This window comes from Kitasatospora sp. NPDC051984, assembly GCF_044593455.1.
In the GTDB taxonomy this organism is placed as follows: Bacteria; Actinomycetota; Actinomycetes; order Streptomycetales; family Streptomycetaceae; genus Kitasatospora.
Genome location: NZ_JBIUCB010000003.1, coordinates 495929 through 511377 on the forward strand (window position 1 = coordinate 495929; position 15449 = coordinate 511377).

General features: G+C 72.9%; 13 protein-coding genes. All 13 read left to right on the forward strand.

Annotated elements, in window-relative coordinates:
• Nucleotides 1–23: 23 nt before the first annotated feature.
• The 13 genes from ACIHEI_RS08920 (at nt 24) to ACIHEI_RS08980 (ending at nt 15449) form a co-directional block, all read left to right on the forward strand.
• Nucleotides 24–974 carry an ACP S-malonyltransferase gene (locus ACIHEI_RS08920; RefSeq protein WP_396606148.1) on the forward strand — a complete coding sequence of 317 codons (951 nt, stop codon included), beginning with the start codon at nt 24–26 and terminating at the stop codon, nt 972–974.
• Complete coding sequence (locus ACIHEI_RS08925) at nt 961–2505, forward strand: class I adenylate-forming enzyme family protein (protein WP_396606149.1); 1545 nt, start codon at nt 961–963, stop codon at nt 2503–2505. Before ACIHEI_RS08920 ends, ACIHEI_RS08925 begins: the two co-directional genes overlap by 14 nt.
• Complete coding sequence (locus ACIHEI_RS08930) at nt 2486–2734, forward strand: acyl carrier protein (RefSeq protein WP_035864761.1); 249 nt, start codon at nt 2486–2488, stop codon at nt 2732–2734. Before ACIHEI_RS08925 ends, ACIHEI_RS08930 begins: the two co-directional genes overlap by 20 nt.
• 12 nt (nt 2735–2746) lie before the next feature.
• On the forward strand, nt 2747–3952 hold the full coding sequence (locus ACIHEI_RS08935) for a PLP-dependent aminotransferase family protein (protein WP_396606150.1): 1206 nt from the start codon (nt 2747–2749) through the stop codon (nt 3950–3952).
• Nucleotides 3949–6291: a lantibiotic dehydratase gene (locus ACIHEI_RS08940; RefSeq protein ID WP_396606151.1), complete on the forward strand. Its 2343-nt coding sequence runs from the start codon at nt 3949–3951 to the stop codon at nt 6289–6291. Before ACIHEI_RS08935 ends, ACIHEI_RS08940 begins: the two co-directional genes overlap by 4 nt.
• Nucleotides 6288–7343, forward strand: coding sequence for a 2,3-diaminopropionate biosynthesis protein SbnA (gene sbnA, locus ACIHEI_RS08945; protein WP_387866945.1), 1056 nt, complete (start codon nt 6288–6290; stop codon nt 7341–7343). Before ACIHEI_RS08940 ends, sbnA begins: the two co-directional genes overlap by 4 nt.
• Nucleotides 7340–8368 (forward strand): 2,3-diaminopropionate biosynthesis protein SbnB, encoded by a 1029-nt coding sequence (gene sbnB / locus ACIHEI_RS08950; protein ID WP_396606152.1) that lies wholly within the window; start codon nt 7340–7342, stop codon nt 8366–8368. The genes sbnA and sbnB overlap by 4 nt, the downstream gene beginning before the upstream one ends.
• Nucleotides 8365–9117, forward strand: a complete 753-nt coding sequence (fabG, locus tag ACIHEI_RS08955; protein ID WP_387640534.1) for a 3-oxoacyl-ACP reductase FabG — start codon at nt 8365–8367, stop codon at nt 9115–9117. The genes sbnB and fabG overlap by 4 nt, the downstream gene beginning before the upstream one ends.
• Nucleotides 9118–9178: 61 nt before the next feature.
• Nucleotides 9179–9469, forward strand: coding sequence for an acyl carrier protein (locus ACIHEI_RS08960; RefSeq protein WP_035864774.1), 291 nt, complete (start codon nt 9179–9181; stop codon nt 9467–9469).
• Between the two features lie 2 nt (nt 9470–9471).
• Nucleotides 9472–9990 carry a 3-hydroxyacyl-ACP dehydratase FabZ gene (gene fabZ / locus ACIHEI_RS08965; RefSeq protein WP_387640537.1) on the forward strand — a complete coding sequence of 173 codons (519 nt, stop codon included), beginning with the start codon at nt 9472–9474 and terminating at the stop codon, nt 9988–9990.
• Between the two features lie 33 nt (nt 9991–10023).
• Complete coding sequence (locus tag ACIHEI_RS08970; protein WP_396606153.1) at nt 10024–12054, forward strand: GNAT family N-acetyltransferase; 2031 nt, start codon at nt 10024–10026, stop codon at nt 12052–12054.
• Nucleotides 12055–12090: 36 nt separating this feature from the next.
• Entirely contained in the window at nt 12091–13128 is a 1038-nt protein-coding gene (locus ACIHEI_RS08975; RefSeq protein WP_387640542.1) for an aminomethyl transferase family protein, read from the forward strand.
• Nucleotides 13128–15449: a beta-ketoacyl synthase N-terminal-like domain-containing protein gene (locus ACIHEI_RS08980; protein WP_396606154.1), complete on the forward strand. Its 2322-nt coding sequence runs from the start codon at nt 13128–13130 to the stop codon at nt 15447–15449. Before ACIHEI_RS08975 ends, ACIHEI_RS08980 begins: the two co-directional genes overlap by 1 nt.

The following is a 15449-nucleotide window of genomic DNA, read 5'->3' on the forward strand; positions in this document are numbered from 1 at the left end:
CACTCGAAAGGAGGTTCGAACAAATGTTCGCATTCATTGCGCCGGGTCAGGGCTCCCAGACCCCGGGCATGCTGGCCGCCTGGCTGCGCGACCCGGCCACCGCCGAGCGGGTGCGGGCCTGGTCGGAGGCCGCCGACCTGGACCTGGTCCAGCTCGGCACCAAGGCCCCGGCCGCCGAGATCGCCCGCACCGAGAACACCCAGCCGCTGCTGGTCGCCGCCGGACTGCTCGCCCACCACGTACTGGCCGGCGCCGTCCGGCCGGGCGGGGCGGTGGCGGCCGGCCACTCGGTCGGCGAACTCACCGCCGCGGTGTACGCCGGGGTGCTGGAGCCCGCCGACGCGGTGCGGCTGGCCGCGATCCGCGGCCGGGCGATGGCCGCGGCCTGCGCCGAGGCACCCACCTCGATGGCCGCCGTGATCGGCGGCGAGCAGGACGAAGTCCTGGCACGGACAGCGGAGTTGGGCCTGACTCCGGCGACCTTCAACGGACCCGGCCAGATCGTCGCGGCCGGTCTCGAAGAGGCGCTGGGACAGCTGGCCGCCGCCCCGCCCGCCGGGGCCACCGTCAAGCGGCTCAGCGTGGCCGGCGCCTTCCACACCCCGTTCATGGAGTCGGCCCGGCAGACCTTCGAGGCCGCCGCCGAGGCGGTGCCGTTCGCCGCGCCGACGCAGCTGCTGCTGTCGAACGCGGACGGCGCGGCCGTCGAGGACCCTGCGGAGATCCGCCGCCGGCTGGTCCAGCAGGTGGTCAGCCCGGTCCGCTGGGACCTCTGCCTGGACCGGCTGGGCGAACTGGCCCCGGAGGCGACGTTCTCGCTGCCGCCCGCCAAGACGCTCGCCAACCTGCTCAAGCGCCACCACCCGCAGCTGGAGGTGGTCTCCGTGAACACCGCCCGGGACGTCACCCGGGTGCAGGAGCGGCTCACCGCCGCCGGGATCAGCGAGGGAGTGGCCGTCCATGCCGGTGTCTGACCTGCTCGACTACCCGCTCGCGGAGCGGGCCGACCACCCCGCCGTCACCGACGCCGACGGCACCCTGAACTACCGTCAGCTCGGCACCGCCGTGGACCGCGCGGTCGGCTGGCTGCGCGGCCAGGGCGTCACCGCCGGCGACCGGGTGGTGTACACCGGCGGCAACGACCGCTCGTTCCTGGCCCTGTTCTGGGCCACCCTGCGGATCGGGGCGATCTTCGTCCCGGTCCACCCGGAGCTGACGGACCAGCAGATCGACCACATCGTGGCCGACTCCGAGGCCGCGCTGGCCATCTGCCGCCCGGCGGCCGGCGCCCGCGCCGCCCGCACCGTCGAGGTCGAGGAGGCCTGGCAGCAGGTCCTCGCCACCGCCGAGGACGGCTTCCGCGCCGACTTCGACGACGACCAGGTGGCGATGCTGATCTACACCTCCGGCACCACCGGCCGCCCGAAGGGCGTGGTCTGCCCGCACCGCCAGATGCTCGCCGCCCTCGACGCCATCAACGCCTGCCTGGGCTACCGGCAGGACGACGTGGTGCTGTGCCGGCTGCCGCTCTCCTTCGACTACGGCCTCTACCAGGCCCTGCTGTCCGCGCTGGTCGGCGGCACCCTGGTGCTGGCCCGCCGCAGCGAGGACGTCGGACTGCTCCGGCTGATCGAGCGCACCGGCGTCACCGTCGTCCCGCTGGTGCCCTCGCTGGCCCAGATGCTCCACCTGCTGCAGAGCAAGCTGCACCGGCCCACCAGGGTGCGGCTGTTCACCAACACCGGCGCCCGCCCCGGCCGGGCCGTGATGGCGGACCTGCTGGAGGTCTTCCCCGGCTCCGAGTTCGCCTCGATGTACGGCATGACCGAGTGCAAGCGGATCTCCATCCTCGACCCGGCCGAGTACGCCGAGCACCCCGACTCGGTCGGCCCGCCGATCCCCGGCGACAAGGTCCGGATCGTCGCCGCCGACGGCAGCGTGCTCGGCCCCGGCGAGACCGGCGAGATCGTGGTCTGGGGACCGACCGTGATGGCCGGCTACTGGCGGATCCCGCTGGAAGCGCAGAACCGTTTCATCCGCCGCCCGGACGGCACGCTGGAGCTGCACACCGGCGACCGCGGCCGGCTCGACGAGGACGGACGGCTGTACTTCGTCGGCCGCGACGACGACGTCATCAAGCGCCGCGGCATGCGGATCGCCCTCACCGAGATCGAGGACGCCGCCGAACGCCTCCCCGGCGTCACCGCCGCCGTCGCGCTGCGCCCCGAGACCGAGGGCGGGCCGCTGCTGCTGGCCGTGCACGGCACCCTCCCGCCGGAGCAGGTCCGGGCCGCGCTGGTCGGCCGGCTCGACCCCAGCCGGATGCCCGACCGGGTCGTCGCGCTGGACACCGTCCCGCTGACCGCCAACGGCAAGCCGGACCGGGCCGCCGCCAAGCGCCTGGTCGACGCGGCTGCCGCCGAAGCGGCCGAGGCAGAGCAGTACCGAATCCACCAGTCCGTCACCGCATCCCCGAGGGGCAGCCATGAACCAGTCGCAGTTTGACCAGCTCGTCGAGCGGATCTGCTCCGTGCAGGTCACCGACTCCGAGACCCCGCTCGTCGACCTGGGCGTGGACTCGCTGCACACCATCGCCCTGGTGATGGCCGTCGAGGAGGAGTTCGGCATCGAGGTCGACCCCGACGCCCTCGCCGACCCGGCGCTGGCCTCCCCGGCCGGACTGTTCCGCTACGTGCAGGCCTGGGCCGCCGACGCCGCCCCGGCCCGAGTCTGAGGACCGACAGCCATGTGGACCGACACCAGACCCGCGGCAGAAATGCCCCGGCTGTTCGAACGGGGCGGGGACGTCATCTCCCTGGCCGGCGGACTGCCCGACCTGGACGTGCTCCCGCTGGGGGACATCTCCCAGCAGCTCGCCCGGCTCGTCCGGCTCGGCGGCAAGCTCGCCCTGCAGTACACCACCCCGCACGTCGCCAAGGCCCTCGTGCCCGCCGTCTCCGACCTGATGGCCCGTGAGGACGGCCACGCCGGCGCCGAGAACCTGATCCCGACCAGCGGCTCCCAGATGGGCCTCACCGCCGTCGCCCTCGCCCTCGGCGCCCCCGGCGAGACCATCCTGGTGCAGACCCCCGCCTACCCCGGCGCCACCGCCGCCTTCCGCACCGCCGGCCTCGAACTGCACGCCGCAGGCGAGGACTCCGAAGGCCTCTGCCCGCAGCAACTGCGCAGCACCGTCAGGGAGTTGCGCGAGGCCGGCCGCACCGTCCGGCTGCTGTACGTCAACCCGACCTTCCAGAACCCGACCGGCGCCACCCTCTCCGTCCCGCGCCGCGCCGCCATCCTCACCGCCTGCCGCGAACTCGACCTGCTGCTGATCGAGGACAATCCGTACGGCCTGCTCGGCTTCGACGGCACCACCACCACGCTGTTCCAGGCCCTCGACCCGCAGCAGGTGGTCTACCTCGGCACCTTCTCCAAGATCTTCGCCCCCGGCCTGCGCTCCGGCTGGATCGCCGCCCCCGAGCACCTGCGCCACGACCTCGCCCGGGTCGCCGAGATCATCTCGCTCTCCCCGTCCGCGCTCGCCCAGGGCACGCTGGCCGCCTATTACTCCCGCAACGGCTGGACCGAGCTGATCGACCGCTACCGGGACAGCTACCGCGAACGCTGCACCCAGATGGCCGACGCGCTCGACGCCGAACTCGGCACCGACAGCCCGTGGACCTGGCAGCGCCCCGGCGGCGGCTTCTACCTCTGGCTGCGCCACCGCGACGGCGCCGACGCCACCCGCTACGCGCAGGCCGCCGCCGCGCACGGCATCTCCTTCGTCCCCGGCGGCCACTTCTCCATCGACGGCGAGCACAACGACGGCATCCGGCTGTGCTTCAGCAACGTGCCGCGCAAGAAGATCGCCGAAGGCATCGCCCGGCTCGCCGCCGCGCTCACCGAAACCCCCGCCGCAGCAAGCGAGCTGGCGGAGGTGTCGGGATGACCGCCCCCGCCGTCGAGGCCGCCCGCGCCGTGGACTGGGCGGACTTCGCCCCGCTCCACCCGCTGGCCGGCTCCGACTGGCAGGTCTGGGGCGTCGGACTGCTCCGCAACGCCGGCTTCCCGGTCTCCGGCCTCGACCTGATCGGCGGCACCTCCGCCCCGGCCGCCGCCGCCCGGCTCGCCGCCGGCGAGGGCACCGCCGAGGAGTTCGACACCGCCTACCGCGCCGACGTGGACGCCGAGGCCGCCCGCCTCGCCGCCCTCGCCACCGACCCCAAGCTCCGCCTGGCCATCGCCTGGCAGAACCGCACCGTCTTCCGCATCCTCGACTCGCTCGCCGCCCCCGGCGGCAAGGAGACCAAGCGCCGCCAGCGCGAACGCACCCTCGCCATGTACTGGCTGCGCTACTGCGCCAAGGCCGAGACCATCGGCTTCTTCGGCCCCGGCGCCTGGATCGGCGTCGGCCGCACCCAGGAAGCCATCGGCATCGACCACGGCCCCGCCCTGGTCGCCGCCGCCCGCACCTCGCTGGAACGCTGGACGGTCGCCGCGATCGCCGACTGGATGGCCGAACAGCCCGGCGCCCGCTGGTGGTTCCCGCCGATGCTGCGCCCCGACGTCCACCTCGACGGCGAGCAGCTGGTGCTCGCCAACCGCAAGACCGTCCGGCTGCGCCCCGAGGACGCGCAGGTGCTGCGGCTCGCCGACGGCGACCGCAACGCCGAGCAGATCACCGACCTGCTGATCGCCGACCACGGCTGGGACGCCGCGGGCGCCCGCGGAGCCGTCGACAAGGTGCTGAACCGGCTGCTGCGGCAGCGGGTGCTCGGCTGGGACGCCAACATCCCGGTCGACGTCCGCGCCGAGGAGGTGCTGCGCCGCCGCGTCTCGGCGATCGGCGACCCCGAGATGTTCGTCCGCTACGACGCGGTGCTCGCCGAACTCGCCCGCCACAAGGGCGAGATCGACCGGGCCGGGAGCGCCGAGCAGCTGGTCGAGGCACTGGACGCGCTGGACGCGTACTTCGTGGAGACCACCGGCCAGGCCGCCTCCCGCGAGGAGGGCAAGGCGTACGCCGGCCGCACCCTGGTCTACCAGGACACCCTGCGGGACTGCCGGATGGAGCTCGGCCGGGACTTCCTGGACGGCATCGCCCGCCCGCTCGCCCTGGTCGCCGACGCCGCCGACTGGTTCGGCAACCGGCTCGCCGAACTGGTCGAGACCGAGGTGGTCGCGCTGGTCCGCAAGGCCGCCGCACGGCAGCGCCCCGGCACCGCCGTCACGCTGGCCGACGTCTGGCCGCAGACCCTGGCGCTGTTCTGGGGCGAGCACAACCACCCCGTCCAGCAGGCCGTCCGGGAGCTGGCGCTGAAGTGGCGCGAGGTCATCGGCGAGGTGCCGGACGGCGCCACCCGGGTCGACCTGAGTGTCGACCAGATCATCGACTCGGCGAAAAAGGTGTTCGCCACCGGCGAGGTCCGCTCCCCGCACCTCGCCGTGCACAGCCCCGACCTGCAGGTCGTCGCCCGCTCGGTGGACGCCGTCAACGGCGGCCAACACCTGGTGGTGCTCGGCGAGTTGCACGCCTGCCTGGCCACCCTCGACCTGCCGTTCCTGGACTGGACGGCCGACACCGGCTCGCTGCGCGACAAGGTCAACCGGGCGATCGGCGGCGAGCGGCTGGTGCCGCTGCTGCCGGTCGGCTGGAAGCGCAACAGCGGCCGCATGGTGCCCGCCCCGATCGGCGCGGGCGACCGGCTGATCGGCTTCACCCGCGCCCCCTTCGACCAGCGCGAGCGGATCGAACCCGCCGTGGCCATCACCCTCACCGAGCACGACGGCACGATCACCGCGACCACCACCGACGGCCGCACCCGGACGCTCTCCGAACTGCTCGCGGTACTGATCTCGATCATCGCCTGCGACGCGTTCAAGATCGGCCTGGACCGCCCGCACGCCCCCCGGGTCACCCTCGACGACCTGGTGCTGTTCCGGGAGACCTGGCGGCTGCCCGCCACCGGCGTGGCCCTCGCGCCCAAGGCCGACCGGATGCGCGACTACCTGACGGTGCGCCGCTGGGTCGCCGACAACGCGCTGCCCGACCGGGCCTTCGTCAAGTTTCCCGAGGAGACGAAGCCCTCCCTGGTCGACTTCACCAGCCCGACGCTGGTGCTCTCCTTCGCCAACCTCGTCCGCCGGGCGGTGCAGTCGGACCCCGACGCCAGGGTGACCGTCAGCGAACCGCTGCCGGCCCCCGAGGAGTCCTGGCTGCCCGACGCCGACGGTGAGCAGTACGTCAGTGAGCTTCGGCTCCAGATCAGCCGAAAGGTGCCGGAATGACCGTGCTCGTCCCCGACGGCGCCGAACTGCGGGTCCGCCCGCACCGTCCGTCGGACCCCGACATCGTCTCCACGATCGGCGGCACGCCGCTGGTGGCGCTGGACCGACTCTTCGCCACCGACCGCTTCCAGGTGTACGCCAAGTGCGAGCGGTTCAACCCCGGCGGCTCCATCAAGGACCGCGCCGCCAAGTCGATGGTCGAACAGGCCATCGCCACCGGCCGGATCGTGCCCGGGGTCTCCACCGTGGTGGAGTCCTCCTCCGGGAACCTGGGCATCGCGCTCGCCCAGCTCTGCAACTTCTACCGGCTCGGCCTGATCATCGTGGTCGACCCGCGCACCACCCCGCAGAACCTCGCCATCATGCGGGCCTACGGCGCCCGGGTGGAGGTGGTCGAGCACCGCGACCCCGCCACCGGCGAGTTCCTGCCCGCCCGGATCGCCCGGGTCAAGCACCTGCTGGACACCGTCCCCGACTCCTGGTGGCCCAACCAGTACGCCAACGAGGACAACTCGCGCGCTCACCGCACCACCATGCGGGAGATCTTCGAGGCCCTCCCCGAGGCCCCCGACTACCTGTTCCTGGCGGCCGGCACCACCGGCACGCTGCGCGGCTGCGCCGAGTTCATCCAGGACCAGGGACTGCCCACCCGGGTGGTCGCGGTGGACGCCGTGGGCAGTGTGATCTTCGGCCCGCCGGAGCCCTGGGAGTCCTCGCACAGGCGCACCATCCCCGGCCACGGCGCGGCGGTCGTCCCCCAGCTGCTCCGCCCCGGCCTCGCCGACCGGGTGGTCAAGGTGACCGACTCCGAGTGCATCCGCGGCTGCCGCCGCCTGCTCGCCGAGGAGTCGATCCTGGCCGGCGGCTCGTCCGGCGCGGTGATCGCCGCCCTGATGCAGGCCGAGTCCTGGATCGAACCCGGCAGCACCTGCGTCGCCGTGCTCCCGGACGGCGGCGACCGCTACCTCGACACCATCTACGACGACCAGTGGGTGGAGTCCTACCTCCGGCAGTACCTGCCGCCGACCGACCAAGAAAGGGGCCAGGCATGAGGATCCTCGGCCGGGAGGACGTCCGGGCCGCGCTCGCGGACCTCGACTCCACCGTCATCGACCTGGTGCGCAACGCCTACGTGCTGCACAGCCAGGGCAAGTCCGACCTCCCGTTCTCCACCTTCCTGCGCCCGCTGCACCGCTCCGACTCGCGGATCATCGCGCTGCCCGCCTACCTCGGAGGACCGGCCCCGGTGATGGGCCTGAAGTGGATCTCGTCCTTCCCGGAGAACGTCAAGCGGGGTATGCAGCGCGCCAGTTCGCTGTGCATCCTGAACGACCTGGAGTCCGGCTACCCGCTCGCTCTGATGGAGGGCAGCCAGATCTCCGCGGTCCGCACCGCGGCCGGTGCGGCGCTCGCCTCCGGGCTGCTGAACGCGGACCGCGAGGTCCGCACGGTCGGCCTGGTCGGCTGCGGCACCATCAACAACCAGGTGGTGCACTTCCTCACCCAGGTGCACGACGGGCTGGAGACCGTCCTGCTGCAGGACGCCTTCCCGGAGCGGGCCAAGGTGTTCGCCGCGGAGCTCGCCGCCGAGTACCCGGACGTCGAGTTCAGGGCGGCGACGCTCGGTCAGGTGCTGACCGCCGACACGGTCTCGATCGCCACCACCGACTCCTCGTACTGGCTGGACCTGGCCGACCACCCGAACCGCCCCGACGGGCAGGTCATCCTGCACCTGTCGCTGCGCGACCTGTCGGTCGCCTCGGTGCTGGGCGCGGTCAACGTCACCGACGACGCGGACCACGCGATCCGCGAGCAGACCTCGCTGCACAAGGCGGAGCAGCAGGTGGGCCACCGCCGGTTCGTCACCGCCGAGATCGGCGCGCTGCTCGAGGGCACCGCCGAACTGCCCGCCGGCCGCACCGTGGTGTTCGCCCCGTTCGGCCTCGGCGTGCTGGACCTGGCCGTCGCCGAGGCGGTGCTGAACCACGCCGAGCGGCACGGTCTGGGCACCGAGGTGGACGGCTTCGACCCGGGCAGCCACAAGGTCACCTCCAACCTCGCCGGGAGCACGGCATGAGTCAGCTGTTCACCGAAGGCACCAGGGCCGTCGTCACCGGGGCCTCCCGGGGCATCGGCGCGGCGATCGCGCTGCACCTGGCCGAGCACGGCTGCGACGTCGCGCTCAACTACCGCTCCAGCGCCGGCAAGGCCGAGCAGCTGGCGGAGAAGATCGAGGGCCTCGGCCGAAAGGCGCTGCTGGTGCGGGCCGACGTGTCCGACGAGGCGCAGGTCACCGCGATGTACAAGGAGATCCGCACCGCCTGGGGCGGCGTGGACGTCGCGGTCCTCAACTCGGGCATCACCGCCGACGGTCACCTCGCGGCGATGAGCGCCGCCAAGTGGCAGGAGGTGATCTCCACCAACCTGACGGGCGCGTTCCTGACGGCCCGTGAGGCCACCAAGCAGATGTACGCGAGCGGCGGGTCGATCGTCTTCATCGCCTCCACCTCGGGCATCGCCGGCCGGGTCGGCCAGGCCAACTACGCCGCCTCCAAGGGCGGGGTGATCGCGATGGCGAAGACCCTGGCCTACGAGGGCGCCCCCAAGGGCATCCGGGTCAACGTGGTGGCGCCGGGCTTCATCGACACCGACATGGTGAAGAAGGTGCCGCGGGCCCAGCTGAAGGAGGCCGCGGCGGCGATCCCGCTGGGCCGGATGGGCACCCCGGAGGAGGTCGCGCAGGCGGCGGTCTTCCTGGCCAGCCCGGCGGCCTCGTACATCACCGCCAAGGTGCTCACGGTCGACGGCGGGATGCTCTACAGCTGACCCGCCCTCCATGAAATCAAACTGACGTTCCATCAACCCTCCCCAACGGAAAGGCAGCACCATGTCCACCGCCACCTTCGAGGACGTCCGGACCCAGGCCGAGCAGCGCCTGGAGAAGAACCTCAAGATCAAGTCGATGATCATCGACCGCCTGGGCCTGGACGCCGAGGCCGAGGTCGTCTCCGACAACCAGCCGCTGTTCGGCCGCGGCCTGGAGATGGACTCGCTGGACACCCTCGAGATCGTCGTCATGATCAACAACGAGTACGACGTGCTGATCAGCGACGACGACTTCGAGGCCTTCGGCTCCATCAACGCCCTGGTCGACTTCATCGAAGCCCGCGAGGTCTGACCATGGCCACCGCCGTCGCACCCACCCGGCCGGTCGCCAAGGAGAAGCCGAGCAAGGGCTTCGCCTACTCCTCCGACGACATCAAGCGGATGCTCCCGCACCGCTGGCCGATGCTGATGATCGACCGCGCCTACGACGTGGTCCCCGGCGTCTCCGGACGCGGCATCAAGAGCGTCTCGGTGAACGAGCCGTTCTTCGCCGGCCACTACCCCGACCACTCGATCATGCCCGGCGTGATGATCGTCGAGGCGATGGCCCAGCTGGTGGCCGTGGTCTACGTCGCCGAACTGCTGGAGTCTCCGGCCCCCGCCGAGGGAGACCCGTCGGCCAGCGTCGGCTACCTCGGCTCGATCAGCTCGATGAAGTTCTCCCGGCTGGTCGTCCCCGGCGACCAGCTCACCCTGGAGGCCAAGCTCGGCCAGAAGCTCGGCGGCCTGCGCTCCGTCTCCGTCCGCGCCACCGTCGGCACCGAACTCGCCGCCGCCGGCTCGTTGATCGTCACCACCGAACGCAAGGGCTGACCTGCCCTCAGGGAGCAGACAAGGAGGTGTGGAATGTCCATCACGATCCGCCCGTACCAGGAGGGCGACGCGCATGACATCGCCGAGCTCTACAACCGTCACCGCGACAACCCCAACCCGGTGGCGGGCGGAATCACCGGCGACGAACTGGAACGCGAACTCGCCGAGCGCGACACCGCGACGTTCCTGATCGCCGCCGACGACGACCGGGTGGTGGGCACCTTCGGGCTGTTCCACAGCACCGGACGCCGCTCCGCCCGGGCCGGCGAACTCATCGCCGACATGTTCTTCGTCGCCCCGGCCTACCGCAACGGCGTCATCACCGGACGGCTGTTCACCGAAGCCGTCGAATGGATGATGCGCTGCGGCTGCCTGGTGCTCCGACTGACCGTCAACCCGGCCAACACCGTCGCCTTCAAGCTCTACCGGCGGGTCGGCTGCGTGTCGGTCGGCGAGACCGTCCCCGGCGAGGACGGCAACGTCGAGCTGCACAACTACATCCCGCTGATCCTGCGCAGCGTCTTCCACGACCTCGACCCCGAGGCGCTGGCCGCGCTCGGCCAGCTCAGCAGCTTCGGCAACGTCGCCGGCGGCCGCGACGACGAACTCCGGTCCGACGTAAGGGCGGTGGACGGAATCCGCACCGTCGCCTACGCTCTGGCCCTCGGCGAGTTCAAGCTCACCGCCACCATCGACGTGGACCGCGGCCTGATGCTGGAAGCGGCCCTCACCACCCCCGAGGGCGCCACCCGGCCGCTGAAGATCGCCGAACCGCCGTACGAGGTCCGGATCCAGCAGCCGGCCGAGCCGCACCGCTTCGGCGACAGCGGCCTCACCGCCGAGCTGGACGCCGCCGAAGGCACCCTCACCGTGCACGCCGAGGGCCACCACGGGCCGGTGTTCGTCTCCACCTGGCCCAGCGCCGAGGCCGACCGCTCGGCCGGCTGGCGCGAAGGCCAGGCCCGCGACCTGGAGATCCACCCCGTCGAGCACGGCGTGCAGGTCCGCGAGAGGTCCGGCGGCAACCAGGTCACCGGCACCCTCACGCTCCACCATGGCGTGCTGAACCAGCAGTTCACGTACACCACCCGGCCCGGCCGGATCTTCCAGACCGTCGGACTCCGCCAGGGCGACTTCACCCTGACCGGCCCCGACACCGACGCCGCCCAGCACCTGATCGGCACCGGCATCGGCGTCCGCGACACCTCCGAGGTGGTCGCGGCCGCGCAGACCGCGCCCGCCGGATCCACCCTCGACTGGACCGACGGCAGCACCCGGATCACCCTCCCGGCCGGCCGCCCGGTCCGGCTGATCCACACCACCCTGGTCGAACGCCACCTGGAACCCGACGCCGACGGCACCGCCCGGCTGCGCACCGAACTCCGCACCGGCGCCGACCACGACACCACCCCCCGCAGCACCGCAACGGCCGAACCCGCCACCGGCGAACGGAAGTTGACCGTCAAGGCGAACGCCGGCGGCATCACCTCCTGGACCGAGAACGGCAAGAAGGTGCTGCGCAGCCCCGCCCCCCGCACCCGCGCCTTCGGCTGCAACCCGCGCTGGAGCGCAGGCGCCTGGGTCACCCTGGAGCACCACCGGCACAGCCTCGCCACCGGCCTCGGCTGGGGCGTCCCGACCGTCCGCGAGTGGGAGCAGAAGCACCCGCTCGGCCTGGCCGCCCCGCAGGAGCGGATCAGCTGGGAGGTCACCGCCCCCGAGCAGGCCGCCGAGCCGGTCCGGATCGACATCCACGCCCCCGGCGCGGACGAGGAGACGGTGCTCTGGCTCACCCCGGACACCCCGGCCGGCACCCCCGTGGTGCTGCACTCCGCCGGACAGCGCCACGAGCTCGACTCCACCGCCTTCGGGCAGGTCTGGGCCTCCGCCGCGGCGATCCGCCTCACCAGCGGCCACTGGCTGCACCTCGCACCCGCCGCCGGCGGGCCCGGAGCGCCGGAAATCGTCCTGCGCACCACCTCGTCCGGACTGCTGATCGGCTGCGCGACGGCCGCCACCGAGGCCGCCTGGCAGCTGTCCGTCCACCCCGCACCCGCGATCTGACACCCGTCGAAAACCCTCGAAAGGACCACCAGAGCCATGACCACCACCGTTGCCGTGCGCACCGCGCAGGACGACTACACCACCGTCCGCACCGCCATCGGCGTCTACCCGATCACCGCCCCGCTGGTCCGGATCTCCGGCGGCGACCGCTACGAGTTCCTCGACCTGTTCCTCGCCAAGTCCAGCGAGTACGTCGAGCCGGACACCGTCCGCGAGGCGCTGGCGCTGAACCAGGACGGCTCGCCGTTCGCGATCCTGCTGCACTTCGAGATCGGCGACGACTCCTGGCTGCTGCCCCGCACCCCCGTCTCCGCCGAGGCCCTGACCGGCTACCTGGAGGCCCTGGAGGCCCCCGCCGACGTCACCGTCGAGGTCGCCCCCGAGGGCTGGGGCGCCACCGCGTTCGAGGGCCCGACCGCCTGGGCCGCGGCCGCCGCGTTCGTCGAGTTCGACATCTCCGGCCTGACCCTGCACGGCGTCACCGAGTCCGCCGTCCCCGGCGAGCCCGCCGCGCTCGCCCACCTCGCCCGGGTCGGCACCACCGGCGAGTACGGCTACCTGCTGCTGTCCAACGCCCCCGAGGCCGGCCACGCCGCCGCCGTCGAGGCGGTGCTCGCCCAGGGCGGCGCCGAGGTCGGCGACGAGGGCCTGGCCCGCGTGCAGGCCGAGGCCGGCATGGCCGTCTACGCCGCGGGCTTCGCCGGCCTGCCGGTGCACGAGGCCGACCTGGCCTGGATGGTCGACTGGAACCGCATCGGCGAGTTCCTCGGCTCCGAGGAACTGGTCAAGCCCACCGCCGAGAACGCCAAGATCACCGCCCTGGCCGCCCCGGCCGGCGCCGCCTTCACCGTCGGCACCCCCGTCACCGCCGGCGGGCAGCAGATCGGCACCGTCATCTGGCAGGCGCCGTCCGCCAACGCCGACGAGGAACTGATCGTCGCCAAGCTGGACGCCCCGTTCTGGGTCCCCGGCCTGGAGCTCACCGCCGCCAACGAGGACGGCGCCGACACCCCGGTGCGCACCGTCACCCAGCCCCGCGTCATCGCCCGCTCGCTCACCACCCGGATCCACTGATGACCAAGACCACCGAACGCATCGCCCTCACGGGCCTCGGGCTGATCACCGGCGCCGGCGATGACGTGGAGAAGAGCTGGGCGTCGATCTCCCAGGGCGTCTCCGGCATCCGCACCAACACCCTCTTCCCCACCACCGAGCTGCTCACCGACTGGGCCGGCATGGTCACCGCCGAGCAGCCCGCCGACCTGGACCGCTGCTACGCGCTGGCGGCCACCGCGATCCGCGAGGCACTGCGCAGCTCCGGCCTCGACCTGGACACCGTGGACCGCGACCGGGTCGCCGTGGTGGTCGGCTCCAGCCTCGGCGCGATGCCCACCCTGGAGACCGTGCACCGCGGCCTGGTGAAGGACGGCGTGCTGGACGCCGTCCAGGCCGCCGCCTCCCAACTCCCCTGCGTGGGCGACTACATCGCCGCCGAGTTCGACCTGCGCGGCCCCCGCGTGGTGCTCTCCAACGCCTGCGCCGCCAGCGCGGTCGCCCTCGGCTACGCGGCCGAACTGCTCTGGAAGGGCGAGGTCGACTACGTCATCTGCGGCGGCGTCGACCCGCTGGCCCAGCTCTCCGCGTACGGCTTCTCCGCCCTCGGCGCGCTCGACCCCGAGCCGTGCGCGCCGATGTCCGCCTCCACCGGGCTCACCCTCGGCGAGGGCGCCGGCTTCATGGTGCTGGAGTCCGCCGAGCGGGCCGCCGAACGCGGCGCCGCCCCGCTCGCCGAACTCGGCGGCTACGGCCTCTCCTGCGACGGCTACCACCAGACCGCCCCCGACCCGAGCGGCAAGGGCGCGGCCGCGGCGATGGCCCAGGCCCTGCGGACCGCCGGCCTGGCGCCCGAGGACGTCGACTACGTCAACCTGCACGGCACCGGCACCCCCGCCAACGACGTGTCCGAGCCCAAGGCCGTGAAGCTGCTCTTCGGCGCCGAGGTGCCGCCCGCCAGCTCCACCAAGTCGATGCTCGGTCACACCCTGGGCGCGGCCGGCGCGGTGGAGGCGATCGTCTCCACCATGGCGATCGACCGGGGCGTCATCCCGCCGACGCTCAGCACCCGCGGCGTCGACTCCCCGTTCGGGCTGGACATCGTCCCGAACACCGGGCGGCCCGCCCCGCTCGAGGTGGTCGCCTCCAACTCCTTCGCGTTCGGCGGCAACAACGCCACCGTCGTCCTCAACAAGCCCGGCCGGCCCGCCCGTTCGGCCCGGCGCACGCAGCCCGTGCACCACGTCGTGGTCACCGGCGTCGCGGGACTGGCCGGCTCGTCCGCCTCCACCGAGGAACTGACCGCCGCGCTCGCCGCCGGAAAGGTCGGCTTCGACACCCTGGAGCAGGTCGCCGGCATCGGCGAGCGCCCGATCGGCCGGATCGACGTCAAGGCCGTCGCCAAGCGCCTCAACCCCAGCAAGGCCCGCCGGATGGACCCGCTGGGCGTGCTCGCCGCCGGCGCCGTCGGTGACCTGTACGAGCGGCACGGCAAGCCGTCCCGCGCCGAGGCCGAAGGCACCGGCATCGTGTTCGCCACCGGCTACGGCCCCGTCACCTCGGTGCTGGACTTCCACCGCGGCGTCATCGAGAAGGGCATCACCGGCGCCAACCCGGCGACCTTCGCCAACACCGTCGTCAACGCCGCCGCCGGACACGTCGGCATGCTGCACCGCTACCGCGGCTACACCGCCACCATCGCCAACGGCGGCACCTCCTCCGTCCTCGCGCTCCAGCTGGCCGCCCGGGTGATCGCCCGCGGCATGGCCGACCGGATCATGGTCGTGGTCGCCGACGAGTTCCCCGAGCAGGCCCTGGCCACCCAGGCCCGACTGCCCGGATACGCCAAGACCGCGCACATCGAGCCCGGCCGCGGCACCGGCACCGTGCTCTCCGAGGGTGCGGCCGCGATCCTGCTGGAGTCCGAGGCCTCCGCCGCCGCCCGCGGCGCGAACGTCCTGGCCGACGTCCGGGGCTTCGGAGCCTCCGGCGAACCGGCCGGCATCGGACGGATCGGCCGCGACGGCGAAGCCTGGGCCCGCGCCCTGCGCGGCGCCCTCGCCGAGGCCGACTCCACGCCCGAGCAGGTCGACACCGTGGTCTCCGCCGCCTCCGGCTACCGCCTGATCGACGTCGCCCAGTCCCGCGCCCTGGCCCTGGCCGGCCTCTCCGACCGCCCCACGGTCACCCCCAAGGCGCTGCTCGGCGAGACCTACGGCTCGGCCGGCGCCCTCGGCCTGGTCGCCGCCCTCGCCGGGGACGCCCCCGCCGGACGCCTGCTGCTCTCCAGCTTCGCCTACGGTGGCTCCTACGCTGCCGCGGTGTTCGACGCGAGGCCGTGA